Below are 14,708 nucleotides of genomic sequence, written 5' to 3'. Positions count from 1 at the left end.
AATATAGAGTCAAGCATGAAAACGTTGGTGGATTACACCTTGTTTTTTGCTTGACTTTTTTTATGCGCTATTAATAAGGAGGATGTAATATGTATGATGTAGCAATAATTGGATCAGGGGTTATTGGAAATTCTATTTTTAGGGAACTAACTAAGTATAATTTAAAAGTAGTTGTTTTAGAAAAAGAAAAAGATGTATCGATGGGAACAAGCAAAGCAAATTCAGCAATAGTTCATGCTGGATATGATCCTAAAGAAGGTACTTTAATGGCAAAATATAATGTAGCTGGAAATGAGATGTTTGAAGATCTTTGCAAAGAGTTAAGTGTACCTTTTAAGAGAAACGGATCTCTGATAATAGCTTTTAACGATGAAGATATGAAAACAGTACAAGCTCTTTATGAAAATGGGACAAAAATAGGCGTAAAAGATTTACAAATTTTAAGTAAAGAACAGGTTCTAGAAAAGGAACCAAACCTTAATCAAGAAATTTTTGGAGCTTTATATGCACCAACTGGTGGTATAGTAGGTCCGTTTGAATATACAATTGCACTAGCAGAAAATGCAGTAGCTAATGGAGGAGAAATTAAGCTAGAAAAAGAAGTTGTTGCGATAGAAAAAAATGATACATTCAAAATTACAACTAAAGATGGAGAAATAATAGAATCAAAATTTGTAATAAATGCAGCTGGACTTTATGCAGATAAAATTCATAATTTAGTTTGTAAGGAAAGCTTTAAGATAGTACCAAGAAGCGGAGAATACTTTGTAATGGATAAAACTCAGGGAAATGTAGTTAGCCATACAATATTCCAATGTCCATCAAAACTTGGAAAAGGGGTTTTAGTTACTCCAACTGTTCATGGAAATTTATTAGTTGGACCTGACGCCAGAGATATAGAAGATAAAGGCGATGTTGGAACACTAGCAGAAGGATTAAATGAAGTAAGAGACGCTTCAATGCGTACAACTAATAAAGTTAATTTTAGAGAAATAATAAGGAGCTTTGCAGGTCTTCGTGCTAATCCAGATACAGGTGATTTTATAGTAGAAGAAAATGATGAAGTCAAAGGTTTCGTAGATGTTGCCGGAATGAAATCACCTGGTCTTTCTTCAGCACCAGCTATAGCTCTTGATGTTGTAGAAATATTGAAAGAAGCAGGATGTAAGTTAGATAAAAAATCAGACTTTAAGGCAAAAAGAGAACAAATTCATTTTATGGAATTATCGGCTAAGGAAAAAGCTGAATTAATAAAGAAAAATCCGCAATATGGAAGAATGGTTTGTAGATGTGAAAGCATAACAGAAGGTGAGATTGTAGATGCAATAAAGAGAAGTATAGGGATACCATCCTTAGATAGTATTAAAAGAAGATGTAGACCAGGAATGGGAAGATGTCAAGGTGGATTCTGTGGACCAAGAGTTCAAGAAATAATAGCAAGAGAATGTAATGTCCCACTTGAAGATGTAGTTCAAGAAAAATCAGATTCATATATATTATTAGGTAAGACAAAATAGAAGGATGAGGTGTTATTATGAGTTATGAATTAATAGTAGTAGGTGGAGGACCAGCTGGTCTTGCAGCAGCATATGAAGCATATAATAGTGGAATTAAAAAAATATTGATTTTAGAAAGAGATAAAGAATTAGGTGGTATATTAAATCAATGCATTCATAATGGTTTTGGGCTTCATACTTTTAAGGAAGAACTTACAGGGCCAGAATATGCAGGAAGATTTATTGAAATGATTCAAGATACTAATGTTGAAGTTAAACTAGACACTATGGTATTAGAAATCGGAAAAGATAAAACTGTTTATGCAATAAATACAGAAGAAGGCTATATGGAACTTAAGGCCAAAGCTATAATTCTTGCAATGGGTTGCAGAGAAAGAACTAGAGGTGCTATAAATATTCCTGGTGATAGACCAGCGGGTGTATTTAATGCAGGTGCAGCCCAAAGATATATAAATGTAGAAGGATATATGCCTGGTAAAGAAGTCCTTATTTTAGGATCAGGAGATATTGGACTTATAATGGCTAGAAGAATGACTCTTGAAGGCGCTAAAGTTAAAGCTGTAGTTGAATTGTGTCCATATTCAAATGGATTAAACAGAAATATAGTACAATGTTTAAATGATTATGATATTCCTCTATATTTATCACACACAGTTGTAGATATTGTAGGAGATAAGAGACTTGAAAAAGTTGTAATAGCAGAAGTTGATGAAAATAAGAGACCTATTAAAGGAACTGAGAAAGAATTTGATGTAGATACACTACTACTATCAGTTGGATTAATTCCAGAAAATGAAATATCATTTAATGCCGGACTTGAACCTGATAGAAGAACTAATGGTTTAATTGTTAATGAGAGTATGGAAACTTCAGTAGAAGGAATATTTGCATGTGGTAATGTAGTTCATGTTCATGACTTAGTTGACTTTGTAACTCAAGAGTCAAAACACGCAGGTTTTTCTGCTGCTAAGTACATTAAGGGTGAACTTAAGAAAGACAAATATGTAAACATAATAAATGGTGCAAATATAAATTATACAGTGCCACAAAAAGTTAATGCAGAAGCTGTTGATGATAAACTAACTGTATTTATGAGAGTAAATAACATATATCATAATAAGGCATTAGTTGTAAGATGCAATGATGAAGTTATAGCTAAATTTAAAAGAGCTCACTTAGCACCATCAGAAATGGAAAAGGTAGTTTTAAGTAAGGTGCTATTAGAGAAAGTTAAAGGTGATATAACAATATCATTAGAGGATGGTGAATAAAATGGAAAAAGAATTAATTTGTATATGTTGCCCTAAGGGATGTCATTTAAAAGTAGATGCTGAAAATAAAAGTGTACAAGGTAATGGCTGTAATAGAGGTATTGAGTATGGAATAAATGAAGTTACAAATCCAGTACGAGTAATAACTTCTACTGTTAAAGTAGACAATGGAGAATTACCAGTAGTACCTGTTAAAACAAATAATCCAATTCCTAAGGGACTTAATTTCAAATGCATGGAAGAAATAAATAAAGTGACAATAAAGGCTCCTGTTAAAATAGGAGATGTTGTAATAAAAGATGTTCTTGGAACTGGCGTTGATATAGTTGCGACAAGAAATATACATGAAAAATAGAAACTAATAAAAGTTTGGTTAAAGCATCATCAATATTTAATATTGATGATGCTTTTATTATGGATTATAGTTTATAAATTATAATCCATAATAATAATTACATTTAAATTTCTAGTGGGCCAAGTGCTAATTTAAGATTAATATGTAGAAACTAAATTGAAACATATATATGTAATCAAATTTATGATATTATTTTAGATAGAAAAAGCTAGGAGTATAAATATATTAATAAAGAAAAACTAATTATATATAATAAATAAAAGGGAGGATATTTCTCACAATGAAAGGGATAGGAGTTTTCGATATTTTAGGGCCTATTATGATAGGACCCTCAAGTTCACATACAGCAGGTGCAGCGAGACTTGGTAAGATAGCAAGAAGTATAGCAGGTGGAGATGTATCAGAGGTGACATTTTTACTACATGGTTCATTTGCTAAAACATATAAAGGTCATGGAACAGATAGGGCTTTAGTTGCTGGTATTTTAGGAATGGAACCAAGCGATGAAAAACTTAGGTATTCTATGGAGATAGCAAAAGAAAAAGGTGTTAAATTTTTATTTAAGGAGGCAGAATTAGGGGATGTGCATCCTAACACAGTAAAATTCATTATAAAAACAATTGATGGGAAGTATTGTGAAGTTATGGGATCATCAATTGGTGGCGGAAATATTCAGGTTATAGAAGTTAATAATAATAAGGTTGATTTTACTGGAATGTATGAAACTTTAATAATAGCTCATAAAGATGCGCCAGGTGTAATTAATAGTGTTACAAGTATATTATATAGTGAAAATATAAATGTAGCTTTTATGAGAGTTTTTAGGCAGCAAAAAGGGCATGAAGCTATAATGATTTTTGAGATGGACAATAAAGTGAATAATATTTTAATAGAGAAAATTAAGAAAATAGAATTAGTACATAATGTAATCTCAATAAGCCCAGCAAAGGAAGGTGAATAATAATGTTTGCAAAAACAGGTACGGAATTGTTAGAAATATGTGAAAAACATAATATTTCATTAAGTGAATATGCAATAAGATATGAGGTAGAAGAAAAAGGATTGTCAAGAGACGAAGTAATAGAGAAAATGAGGAAAAATTTGAGCGTTATGATTTCGGCTGCTAATGAGGCAATGGAAAAAGAAGTTTATTCTGTTAGCGGATTAATTGGTGGAGATGCTTTTAAGATACATAATTATGCTAGGAGAGGAAAAACTTTGACAGGTGATGTAACTAATATAGCTATGGCTATGGCACTTTCTTCATCTGAGGTTAATGCTTCTATGGGCAAGATAGTTGCATGTCCAACGGCTGGTTCTTGTGGAATATTACCAGCAGTAATTTTAAGTGCTGGAGAAAAACTTGGATTAGATGAAGAAGGACTTATAAATGGATTATTTGCCGCAGCTGCTGTAGGAATGATTATTGGATTAAATGCAACACTAGCAGGAGCAGAAGGTGGATGTCAGGCAGAATGTGGGTCAGCTTCCGCAATGGGAGCAGCTGCTGTTATTGAGATGATGGGAGGAACTCCTGAGATGAGTTTAGATGCAGCAGCCATAGTAATTAAAAATGTACTTGGCCTTGTTTGTGATCCAGTTGCGGGACTTGTTGAAATACCATGTGCCAAGAGAAATGCACAAGGAGCAATAACTGCTTTATGCATGGCAGATATGGTAATGGCAGGTGTAGCTTCAAAAATACCATTTGACGATACGGTAAGTGCTATGTATAAGGTAGGAAAAAGCTTGCCAGAATCACTTAGAGAAACAGCTTTAGGCGGAATAGCTGTAACTAAAACAGGACTAAAGCTTAAAGAACAGGTATTTGGAAAGAAATAATGCACATATTAAAGTATTGTATAGAACTTAAAGTAAATTGACAAACAATCGAAATAGAATACATGAATTCTATTTCTTTATTTATCCATCACTTCAAGTATTTAATATATGCCTTTGGTTATTTCGGACATAGATACCGAACCTAAAGTAAAATATATATTTTTAATTATAGTCTACACTAGAAAGGAAGTTCATTCTTTTGTAGAAGTGTTACATTGAGTTTTTAGCTGTAGATATTTCCTTAGTAGAAGTTGTTTCATTTATTGATTGTCACGAGCTTGCCTCGGGAGCATGCAGAAATGGTGCAACTTCTTCTAATGGAAATTAAAAGCTAAATACTCCAGAAACCTGGAACAAATGAATGATATTCCTTTCAGTATTTACGTATATAACTTTAAGTTTACTTTAGGTATCTAGTGATTAATAATACCTTACGAAGGTGTCTTTGGGATTTTTATATTTCTTTGTATAAATTTACTTCCCCATTGCCTACACGAAGTTCACCTAGTAAAGGAACTATTCTTGTAAAATGCTCACTGTTGTTATGCAAATTGATTGCTTTTTCGTCTTTCCATTCTTCTATGAAGGTGAATATAGAACTATCATTAATATCTTGAAACAAGCCATATGAGATACAGCCTTCTTCTTTTCTACTTTTATCAATTAACTCTTCCGCAAGGCTTAGATATTTTTCTGTTTGTTCATTTTTTATAACACTTCTGGCCACTATTTTTATCATATTGATCCTTCTTTCTATAATATTTATTAAAATTAGTATATCACTTAATTAAGAAATATTTTAACTTTATTGGTAATAGATTATATGGAAGAATTTAGTGCATATATAAACTTACGATAGATAGACCAATTATAATCAATACTTATGCGTATAGCTCACCGAAACGAATAATATACTTTTGTTCCAGTTTCCAGGTAATTCTGATGGGTGATTCTAAGGCTATAAAGTTGAACCCAAAGTGCTAGCCTCAAAGAACAAGCTTTGAACTAGCACATTTGGAACAACTTATAGCCAAAGAATCACATCCATCAAAATCACCAATGAAACATTAAACAAAAGTATATTACTCATTTCTAGTTGGAGGATATTTCATAGTCTAAGTATAGTTTATGATTATGTTATCTATAATATGTTGCAATAATAAATTCTTATTTAAAGATCTATTAATCTAAGGATTTAATTAAGGCCAGAATGTAGAAATTTAATTACAATAATATATGCAAATTTCTTAATTTATTGTTCCAGTATATGAATTTGTATATAATTAACTATAAAATTACTAAACTAACTATAGTATAATATGTTGAAATAAGCTATCTATATAAAAATGTCTAAAAAGATTTATAAATAATTTTGATTGCAAATTATTGACCTAAAAGACTTTTGAAATTAAGAAAAGCTATTTTATTAATAGAGGAGAGGAATTTAATGAACTTAGGAGCAAGAGATCAGATTACTATTCTTATAGTTGATGATGAAAAAAGTATAGTGGACTTTATTAAAATGGGGTTAGAAGGTGAAGGGTATTTAGTATATGAAGCATATGATGGGAATGAAGCAATAGAGCTAGCAAGAAAAATAAATCCTAATATAGTTATATTGGATATTATGCTGCCAGGAATGGATGGATATGAGGTATGTTCAATTATTAAGAAGTCTATAAAAACATCAGTTATTATGCTAACAGCATTAGATGAAGTTGATGATAAGGTAAAAGGGTTGGATATTGGAGCTGATGATTATATGGCAAAACCTTTTAGCTTCAAGGAGCTTTTAGCACGCATTAACGCGAGGATAAGAAATAGTTTTCCGGAGCTAAGCGATATTACTAATATAGGAAATTTTAAAGTGGATGATAAAGCTCATGAAATAACCTATCGTGAAAAAGTATTAGATCTACCTCCAACCCAATACAATTTGTTAAGTTTTTTACTTATGAATAATGGAATAGCATTGAGCAAATCGCTTATACTTGAAAAAGTATGGGGATATGATTTTAATGGAGAAGATAATATTGTTGAAGTATACATAAGGTACTTAAGAGACAAAATTGGAGACAAAGATCATAATATCATTAAAACTGTCCGCGGTGTTGGATATAAGATGGTGGCACAATGAAAAAATTAAGAAATAAATTAAAAATAAAGAGTTTGAAATGGCAATTGTTGTTTAGGTTTCTTGTGATATTAATTTTATTATTGGGAATTATGGGACTTTTTCAGTATATAAGTATGAAAAATTATTTATACAAAACAAAGGTGCAAGTACTTCATGAGAGGTTTCATAATCTAGACTTTAAGAAAATGTCAAAAGAAAATATGGAGGATATAACTGAAAGTGATACTAAAGAAATTTTAAAGAATTTATGGGATAAAAATATGAGTGTAGCTCTAATAAATAAAAATGGAGAGCTGTTAGGTCAAAGAAGCAATATAGATACACCTAGAGATGATGATGACGGCGACGATGATTCAAAGGAGCCAGATGAGCTAAAGAGGAAAGAGGTACCAGTACCGGTGCTTTCTAGAGAGAAATATATAGAGATTTGCAATGAACAAGGGAATTTAGAACATACATATGAAGTAGTAAGAGATGAAAACAATAATTATCAAATGGTTGCATGGATAAAAGTTGGGGATTTAGATTCACCATCAGGGTTAATACAGCTGAGTGCACCAATAGACGATATTACAAGTATCTTAGATAGGCAAGAGTATGTGCATATTAGTCTTTCGATTATGATTCTCATAGTGGGAACAATACTTGGAATCACTATTTTTAATCGAACATTGAAGCCGTTATATAAGATAACTGATACTGTGGAAGGAATAAGTGTAACTGATCTTCATACAAGACTAACGGAAGAAAGTGGTCAATTAGAAATTAATAGATTATCAAAATCCTTTAATATTATGCTTGAGAGAATAGAGGCATCATTTGAAAAAGAACAGCTTATCAAAGAAAAAATGAGACGATTTGTATCTGATGCATCACATGAATTACGTACACCACTAACTTCAATTCATGGTTTTGTTGAAGTATTATTAAGAGGGGCAGCAAAAAATCAGGAAAAATTAGATTTGGCTTTAAACAGCATATTGATGGAAAGTGAAAGGCTTGCAAAATTGGTAAATGACCTTCTAATGTTAACTAAATTAGATCAGAAGCCAATTGTTGAAATAAACAAGGAAAATTTAGATGATGTTATAAATGAAATAGTCCCTCAACTTCAAATACTTTCTAGAAATCGGACTTTAAACTTAAATCTGAAGAATAATATATATGTATATATAAATAAAAATCAAATTAAACAAGTCATATTTAACATAACTCAAAATGCTGTAATTCATACTGATAAAGACAAAGGTATTATAACAATTTCTACAGATATAGAAAATTACCAAAATAAAACTTTTGCAGTTTTAAAGATTTCTGATAATGGAGCTGGCATACCTAAAGAACATTTAGATAAAATATATGATAGATTTTTCAGAAGTGATTCTCACAGAGCTAGGGAACAAGGGGGATATGGATTGGGTCTCTCTATAGTAAAATCAATAATTGATAGCAATCGTGGAAAAATTAGAGTAGAAAGTGAGCTTGGAGTTGGGACAACATTCTCAATATATTTAAAATTAGAAAATAAGGCAGATGAATTTGATATTTTTTGATTGTGCCCAAATAAGAAAAGATGTTACAAAATAGATTTATTATATTATTTTGTAACATCTTTTTTAGTATATATCGTTATTCTATTGATTAAAATATCAACGCATCTTTAGTTTAAGATATCGCTAAGAAAATCTGGGTGAGTAGTCTTAAATAGTTCTCAGCAAATTCTAAGCTTTAACTAAGGATACATTAAGACTTTTTTGTTATAATTCCAACAATGAGGAAATTTATATATTTTAGATAGGTGGGGATTATTATAAGTACAGTAAGTATTTTTATATTAATGATTGTGATAATAATAGTTATTTTATTTTTTATATTTGTGACTGGTAAAATTGAAAAACATGAAGCAACTAGGAGCGGTTATGCTCTTGGAACTTTGATCAACTTAAGAGCAAATGGAAATAAAGCTAAAATGGCAATAGATAAAGCGCTAGAAAGGTTAAACCAAATTGATGATAGAATGTCAGCTTTCAAAGAAAGTAGTGATATATCAAAAATAAATTTTAATGCAGGAAATAAGGGAAAGAAAGTAAATAATGATACTTATTTTGTAGTTAAAAAAGCCATAGAATACAGTAAAGTTTTAGAAGGTACTTTTGATCCTACAATAAGGCCATTAGTAAAGTTATGGAGCATAGGTACAAAAGAAGAAAAAGTTCCAGAAAAATCTCAAATAGAGAAAACATTAAAACTTGTAAATTACAATGATGTTATTTTTGATGACAAAAATAATTCAATAATGCTAAAACATGATAAGCAGGCTTTAGATGTCGGAGGTATTGCAAAAGGATTTGCAGCTGATGAAGTAAGAGATATTTTTTATCAGTATAATATTAAAAGTGCATTAATTGATTTAGGTGGAAACATTTTTGCTCTTGGAAGTAAGGAAGACGGTTCAGCTTGGAAAGTTGGAATTCAAAACCCATTTAAGCCTAGGGGAGAATTTATAGGAATATTAAGCGTAAAAAATAAATCAATAGTAACCTCAGGCAATTATGAAAGATATTTTATAAAAGATGGAAAGAGATTTCATCATATAATTGACCCTAAAACAGGATACCCATCTGAAAGCAAAATTATAAGTGCAACTATTATATCAGATAATTCAATTGAAGGAGATGGCTTATCAACTGGTGTTTATATAATTGGTATTGATAAAGCTATGAAGATTATAGAAACTATAGAGGGCATTGACGCTATATTTATTACAGAAGATAAGAAAATATATAAAACATCAGGTATTGATGAAAGTATTTTTACATTAACAGATAGTGAATTTTTTTAGCTATTGTGTCTGGAGCTAAATATAGAGGTAAGGGCATAATTGAGGAAATAAGAAAGCTTTAAATCAAGCAAAATGATAAGAAGAGATAATACCGATTGAAACAAACCTCGTTAAGTTGGAATATAACCTATTAGCAGGGATAAATTCAATTTGTACTATCTTTTTTTAGTTAGATTTTTCGTACAATTTAGCCTTTTCCTTAATTCTAAAATGTTTTAATTGCCATTTCTCATCGAATTCTCAGCTTAGATTAAGGGCGCATTAAGGTTCTATTGCTATAATTCACTTAATTAAAGAAATTGCAATAGCAGATAATGAAGTGAAAATAATATTTCTATTGGAAATTAATTGGAAAAATATGATTAATGATAATTAACATAAAAAATTATTATTGCTAAATATAGAGAGTTAGAAAAGGGGAAAGAAACATGGCAAGTAAAATAAAAAAATCGCAGATTATAAGGCATATTATACAATTGATTGCATTTATTCTGTTACCAGGTCTTTATTCAATGACATTCAGTGAAGTAAAAACTGTATATCAAATGATTATCAATGGTAATGTTAACTTTTTGGAAGCATTACCAAGCTTAATAGAATTTATAGCTATTATGCTTTTGACTATAGTATTAGGAAGATGGTTCTGTGGTTGGATATGTGCATTTGGTGCATATAATGACTTAATATATTTTATATCAAAAAAAATATTCACAATAAAGTTTAGAGTAGATGAAAAAGTTGATTCTATACTTAAGTATTTCAAATATTTAGTATTACTTTTTATAATAGCTATTTCATGGACTATGGGAAGCAGTATACTGGAAAGCACAAGCCCTTGGGATGTATTTGGTCAAATAACTGATGTATCTACTATTTTTTCGAATTTACTTGTTGGATTGATATTTTTAATATTAATCACAATAGGATCAGCGTTTATTGAGAGGTTTTTCTGCAGATACCTATGCCCTTTAGGTGCAATATTCTCTATTATTTCTAAGATTGGAATAGTTAAGATTAATAAGCCAAAAGCTGATTGTGGTAAATGTAGAGCCTGCACAATGAATTGTTCAATGGGGTTACCGCTCTATAAGGTAAATTGTGTCAAAGGTGGAGATTGTATAAATTGCTTAAAATGTACTGAAGTATGTTACAGAAATAATGCTAATGTAAATGTACTTGGAAGAGATTTAGATGCTAAGTTAACAGGATCAGTAGCTATGGCTACATTTTTAGGTATATATGGATTCACTAACTTCGCCGGCAATGCAGTAACTAAATCTGGAATTGCAGCTAAGAGTAATGCAGTTTCAAGCAATTTAAATTCACAAACAGAATCTGCACCAGAAAGTTCAAAATTAAATCATGAAACTACAAGTTCAAATACAGTTCAAAATAATGCAAGTGAATATAAAGATGGGACATACACAGGAAGTGGAACAGGATATAGAGGAGGAACAACTAAGATTTCTGTAACTGTGTCTGATGGAAAAATATCAAGTATACAAGCTATATCCAATCAAGATACTCCAAAGTTTTATCAAAGAGCAGAGGGTACTATAATTAAGAGCATAATTTCAAAACAATCAACATCAGTGGATACTGTATCTGGAGCAACTTATAGTTCGAAGGGTATCATGAGTGCGGTAACAAATGCTTTGAATAAAGCAAAATAATAAAATATACTTGACGTTTGAAACTTAATGGTATAACCTTTAAATTGTGAAAGAAAATTTTGTAATTGAATAACTAGGGGAGCTAATATTTTGGCTGAGATTGGAAAGATTGATTTCCTAGACTCTTATAACCTGATTTGGATAATACCAGCGTAGGGAAGTATATTAATATTATTTGTGTAAGTATTGATATGATTTGTGCATGATTTATTGATGTATCCCTTGTGGATACATTTTTTTTATGCAAAATAATTAACTTCTTTTAAGGTTAATCAATTTAAACGTCATTGTAAAGGTGATTTAGTAAATTTATTTCACATTAAAAAGTAAGTTTATTGATTTTATTATTAAAGGAGTGAATTTTAATGAAAGAAAAGAGTAAAGCACAGAAGATGGCGTTAAGTGGCGTGTTAATCGGTATTTCTGTTATTTTTGGAACATTTTCAATACCGATTGGAGCTGCTAAAATATCTCCAATACAACATTTCGTAAATGTAGTTGGAGCAATAACACTTGGGCCAGTATATGCTCTTATGAATGCATTTGTGACATCCCTAATAAGAAATTTTATGGGAACAGGAAGTTTATTGGCTTTTCCAGGAAGCATGGTAGGAGCATTACTTGCAGGAATTCTTTATAAAAAATTTAGAAAGCCGGGTATTGCAGTAATTGGAGAAATAATTGGAACTGGAATATTAGGAGCATTATTAGCTTATCCTATAGCTACAATGGTGTTAGGAAAACAAGGAGCAATTTTTGTATATGTTGTTCCGTTTATATCAAGTTGTAGTGTTGGAGCGATTATAGCGTACTTTTTTATAAAAGTTCCTGTCATTAAAAAAATACTAATAGATAATGAGTTTCAAGTAAAGAGAGAGTAGTGTTAGTATGATTTTATGGACACAGTCATAGATTACAAGTTAAGATAAAGATATTGAAAGGAAGTGTCCATGTGAGAAGTACAGGTAAGAGATACTCAGATGATTTTAAGAAGATGGTAATAGAGTTATATAACTCAGGTAAGCCAGTGCTTGAACTATGCAGCGAATATGGCATAACAAATCCGACCTTATATAAGTGGCTTAAGAATCCGCCTGGTAATGAATCAAAGAAGCCTATAATAAAAGTTGATAATAAGCCGAAAGATGTGAATAAAGATAAAGAGTTACTCAAGCTTCAAAAAGAAAATGAACGCATTAAAGAGGAAAATGAAATATTAAAAAAAGCTATCGCCATGTTCGCAAAGGAATAAAATCCATATTACAATTTATTGATGAAAACAAAAGAAATTATTCAATAAAAGCAATGTGTAGAGTGCTTGAGGTACCCAGAAGCACTTACTACAAATCCAAAGATGAAACCCTATGTAACAGAGCAATTGAGAACAAGAAATATGAATCAGAAATACTTGCTATTTATAATAAAAGTAGTAAGCGATATGGTGCACCAAAAATTCATGAAAAACTTATACAACAAGGGGATAAAATAGGTCTTAAAAGAGTCCAAAGGCTTATGAGAAAGCTTAATATAGCTTCAGTTGTTGTTAGACAATTTAAGCCATATAAAAGTGATGGTAAAATCATTGAACGAAAAAATATAATCCGCAGAGATTTCTCTACAAAAACAATCAATGAAAAGTGGGTGGGAGATATAACCTATATCCACACAATGAAGGAAGGCTGGTGCTATTTGGCATCAGTTATGGATCTTCATACAAGAAAAATAATTGGATACTCTTTCTCGAAAGTAATGGATACAGATTTGATTGCAAAGGCATTGAAAAATGCTTATGAAACCCAAAATCCTAGTGGATCTGTAATTTTTCATTCTGATCTTGGAACACAATATACAAGCGAAGCGTATGCAGAGCAATTAAAAAAATACAATATGACAGCCTCTTTCAGTGGAAAAGGATGTCCTTATGATAATGCATGCATTGAATCTTTCCATTCAATTTTAAAGAAGGAAGAAGTAAATCGAGTAATCTATTATGATTACACTACTGCAAGGCTTGAACTCTTCAAATATATTGAGGGTTGGTATAATAGAGAAAGAATTCATGGTTCTATAGGTTATTTAACGCCACAAGCTAAAGAAGAGTTGGCCAGGGCAGCTAATTAATAAAAAATGTGTCCAAAATATTGACCTAGGTCCAAGAGGAAACTAATAACATAGATAAGATTTAAATGAAATAATACAGGTGAAAGGATGAGTTTATGTTTAGAGCATTAACTATTGCAGGATCAGATACTTGTGGAGGAGCAGGAATTCAAGCGGATTTAAAAGCTTTCTCAGCAAATGGAGTATATGGAATGAGTGTTATCACAGCGGTAACGGCTCAAAATACTATGGGGGTTTTTGGAATTCAAGATATAAATCCTAAAATGATTGAATCTCAGATAGATGTTATTTTTGAAGATATAAGAGTAGATGCTATAAAAATAGGAATGGTTTCTAAAATTGAATCTATAAAAGCTATATCAAAATCTTTGAGAAAAGTTGATAAACTACCAGTGATAGTTCTAGATCCAGTTATGATTTCTAAAAGTGGATTTAATCTGTTATCGAAGGATTCAAAAGATACTTTAGTTAAGGAATTATTTCCATTAGCAACATTAATAACTCCTAATTTGCCAGAGGCAGAAGAAATTTTAGGGATGAAAATAGAAAACTTAGATGAAATGAAGGAAGCAGCTTTGAGACTTAAAGAACTTGGTCCGAAGGCAGTTTTAGTTAAAGGAGGGCATTTAGAAGGGGAAGCAACGGACTTGTTATATGATGGAAAGAGCTTTCTTATTCTAAAACAAGAAAGAATAAATACCACTCATACTCATGGAACAGGATGTACTTTGTCTTCAACTATAGCAGCAAATTTAGCTAAGAATATGACAATAGAGGAAGCAGTTAGAAGTGGTAAAGAGTATATAACATGTGCAATCGAACATGGTTTTGAGCTTGGTAAAGGTGTAGGCCCTACTAATCATTTTTACGAGCTATATAAGAAAGCAGGAATGATTGAATAATACTATAGAACTCAAGTTAAATTTTATAACTAATAAATTAAATAATAA

Annotated in this window: 13 protein-coding genes and 1 riboswitch; of the genes, 12 read left to right on the top strand and 1 reads right to left on the bottom strand. The window is 30.9% G+C overall.

All coding sequences use genetic code 11. The features are described 5' to 3' along the window. Nucleotides 1-89 precede the first annotated feature (89 nt). The 5 genes from F3K33_RS23045 (at nt 90) to sdaAA (ending at nt 4,985) form a co-directional block, all read left to right on the top strand. Complete coding sequence (locus tag F3K33_RS23045) at nt 90-1,517, top strand: NAD(P)/FAD-dependent oxidoreductase (protein ID WP_039769982.1); 1,428 nt, start codon at nt 90-92, stop codon at nt 1,515-1,517. Between the two features lie 17 nt (nt 1,518-1,534). Then, the gene (locus F3K33_RS23040) at nt 1,535-2,788 is read left to right on the top strand and encodes an NAD(P)/FAD-dependent oxidoreductase (RefSeq protein WP_012060663.1); all 1,254 of its coding nucleotides are present in this window, start codon (nt 1,535-1,537) and stop codon (nt 2,786-2,788) included. A 1-nt stretch (nt 2,789) separates the two neighbouring features. After that, nucleotides 2,790-3,143, top strand: coding sequence for a DUF1667 domain-containing protein (locus F3K33_RS23035; protein WP_023973886.1), 354 nt, complete (start codon nt 2,790-2,792; stop codon nt 3,141-3,143). A 280-nt stretch (nt 3,144-3,423) separates the two neighbouring features. Then, a complete protein-coding gene (gene sdaAB / locus F3K33_RS23030; protein ID WP_023973885.1) occupies nt 3,424-4,104 on the top strand; it encodes an L-serine ammonia-lyase, iron-sulfur-dependent subunit beta in 681 nt (226 codons plus the stop codon). 2 nt (nt 4,105-4,106) lie between these two features. Further along, the gene (sdaAA, locus tag F3K33_RS23025; RefSeq protein ID WP_023973884.1) at nt 4,107-4,985 is read left to right on the top strand and encodes an L-serine ammonia-lyase, iron-sulfur-dependent, subunit alpha; all 879 of its coding nucleotides are present in this window, start codon (nt 4,107-4,109) and stop codon (nt 4,983-4,985) included. 454 nt (nt 4,986-5,439) lie between these two features. Here sdaAA and F3K33_RS23020 read toward each other — a convergent pair whose 3' ends face one another. After that, complete coding sequence (locus F3K33_RS23020) at nt 5,440-5,724, bottom strand: putative quinol monooxygenase (RefSeq protein ID WP_039769984.1); 285 nt, start codon at nt 5,722-5,724, stop codon at nt 5,440-5,442. Between the two features lie 708 nt (nt 5,725-6,432). On the opposite strand from F3K33_RS23020, the gene F3K33_RS23015 reads away from it, so the two are divergent. The 7 genes from F3K33_RS23015 (at nt 6,433) to thiD (ending at nt 14,660) form a co-directional block, all read left to right on the top strand. Continuing rightward, nucleotides 6,433-7,122, top strand: coding sequence for a response regulator transcription factor (locus F3K33_RS23015; RefSeq protein WP_012060652.1), 690 nt, complete (start codon nt 6,433-6,435; stop codon nt 7,120-7,122). After that, nucleotides 7,119-8,675 carry a sensor histidine kinase gene (locus F3K33_RS23010; protein ID WP_039769987.1) on the top strand — a complete coding sequence of 519 codons (1,557 nt, stop codon included), beginning with the start codon at nt 7,119-7,121 and terminating at the stop codon, nt 8,673-8,675. The genes F3K33_RS23015 and F3K33_RS23010 overlap by 4 nt, the downstream gene beginning before the upstream one ends. A 284-nt stretch (nt 8,676-8,959) precedes the next feature. Continuing rightward, nucleotides 8,960-9,964, top strand: coding sequence for an FAD:protein FMN transferase (locus tag F3K33_RS23005; RefSeq protein WP_051144778.1), 1,005 nt, complete (start codon nt 8,960-8,962; stop codon nt 9,962-9,964). A 428-nt stretch (nt 9,965-10,392) separates the two neighbouring features. Further along, on the top strand, nt 10,393-11,637 hold the full coding sequence (locus F3K33_RS23000) for a 4Fe-4S binding protein (RefSeq protein ID WP_039769990.1): 1,245 nt from the start codon (nt 10,393-10,395) through the stop codon (nt 11,635-11,637). A gap of 65 nt (nt 11,638-11,702) precedes the next feature. Continuing rightward, nucleotides 11,703-11,813: riboswitch (TPP riboswitch) on the top strand. Between the two features lie 189 nt (nt 11,814-12,002). After that, nucleotides 12,003-12,518 carry an energy coupling factor transporter S component ThiW gene (gene thiW / locus F3K33_RS22995; protein ID WP_039769991.1) on the top strand — a complete coding sequence of 172 codons (516 nt, stop codon included), beginning with the start codon at nt 12,003-12,005 and terminating at the stop codon, nt 12,516-12,518. Between the two features lie 113 nt (nt 12,519-12,631). Then, a protein-coding gene (locus F3K33_RS22990) for an IS3 family transposase (RefSeq protein ID WP_373866801.1) occupies nt 12,632-13,758 on the top strand; the annotation gives its coding sequence in 2 pieces (ribosomal slippage) (nt 12,632-12,854 and nt 12,854-13,758; 1,128 coding nt in all). Between the two features lie 95 nt (nt 13,759-13,853). After that, nucleotides 13,854-14,660 carry a bifunctional hydroxymethylpyrimidine kinase/phosphomethylpyrimidine kinase gene (thiD, locus tag F3K33_RS22985; protein WP_039769997.1) on the top strand — a complete coding sequence of 269 codons (807 nt, stop codon included), beginning with the start codon at nt 13,854-13,856 and terminating at the stop codon, nt 14,658-14,660. The last annotated feature ends 48 nt before the right edge of the window (nt 14,661-14,708 follow it).

The organism is Clostridium beijerinckii (genome assembly GCF_008705175.1).
Lineage (GTDB): Bacteria > Bacillota > Clostridia > Clostridiales > Clostridiaceae > Clostridium > Clostridium beijerinckii.
Note: the sequence above shows the minus strand (reverse complement) of the source record. Positions and strands in the feature narration are given on the sequence as shown.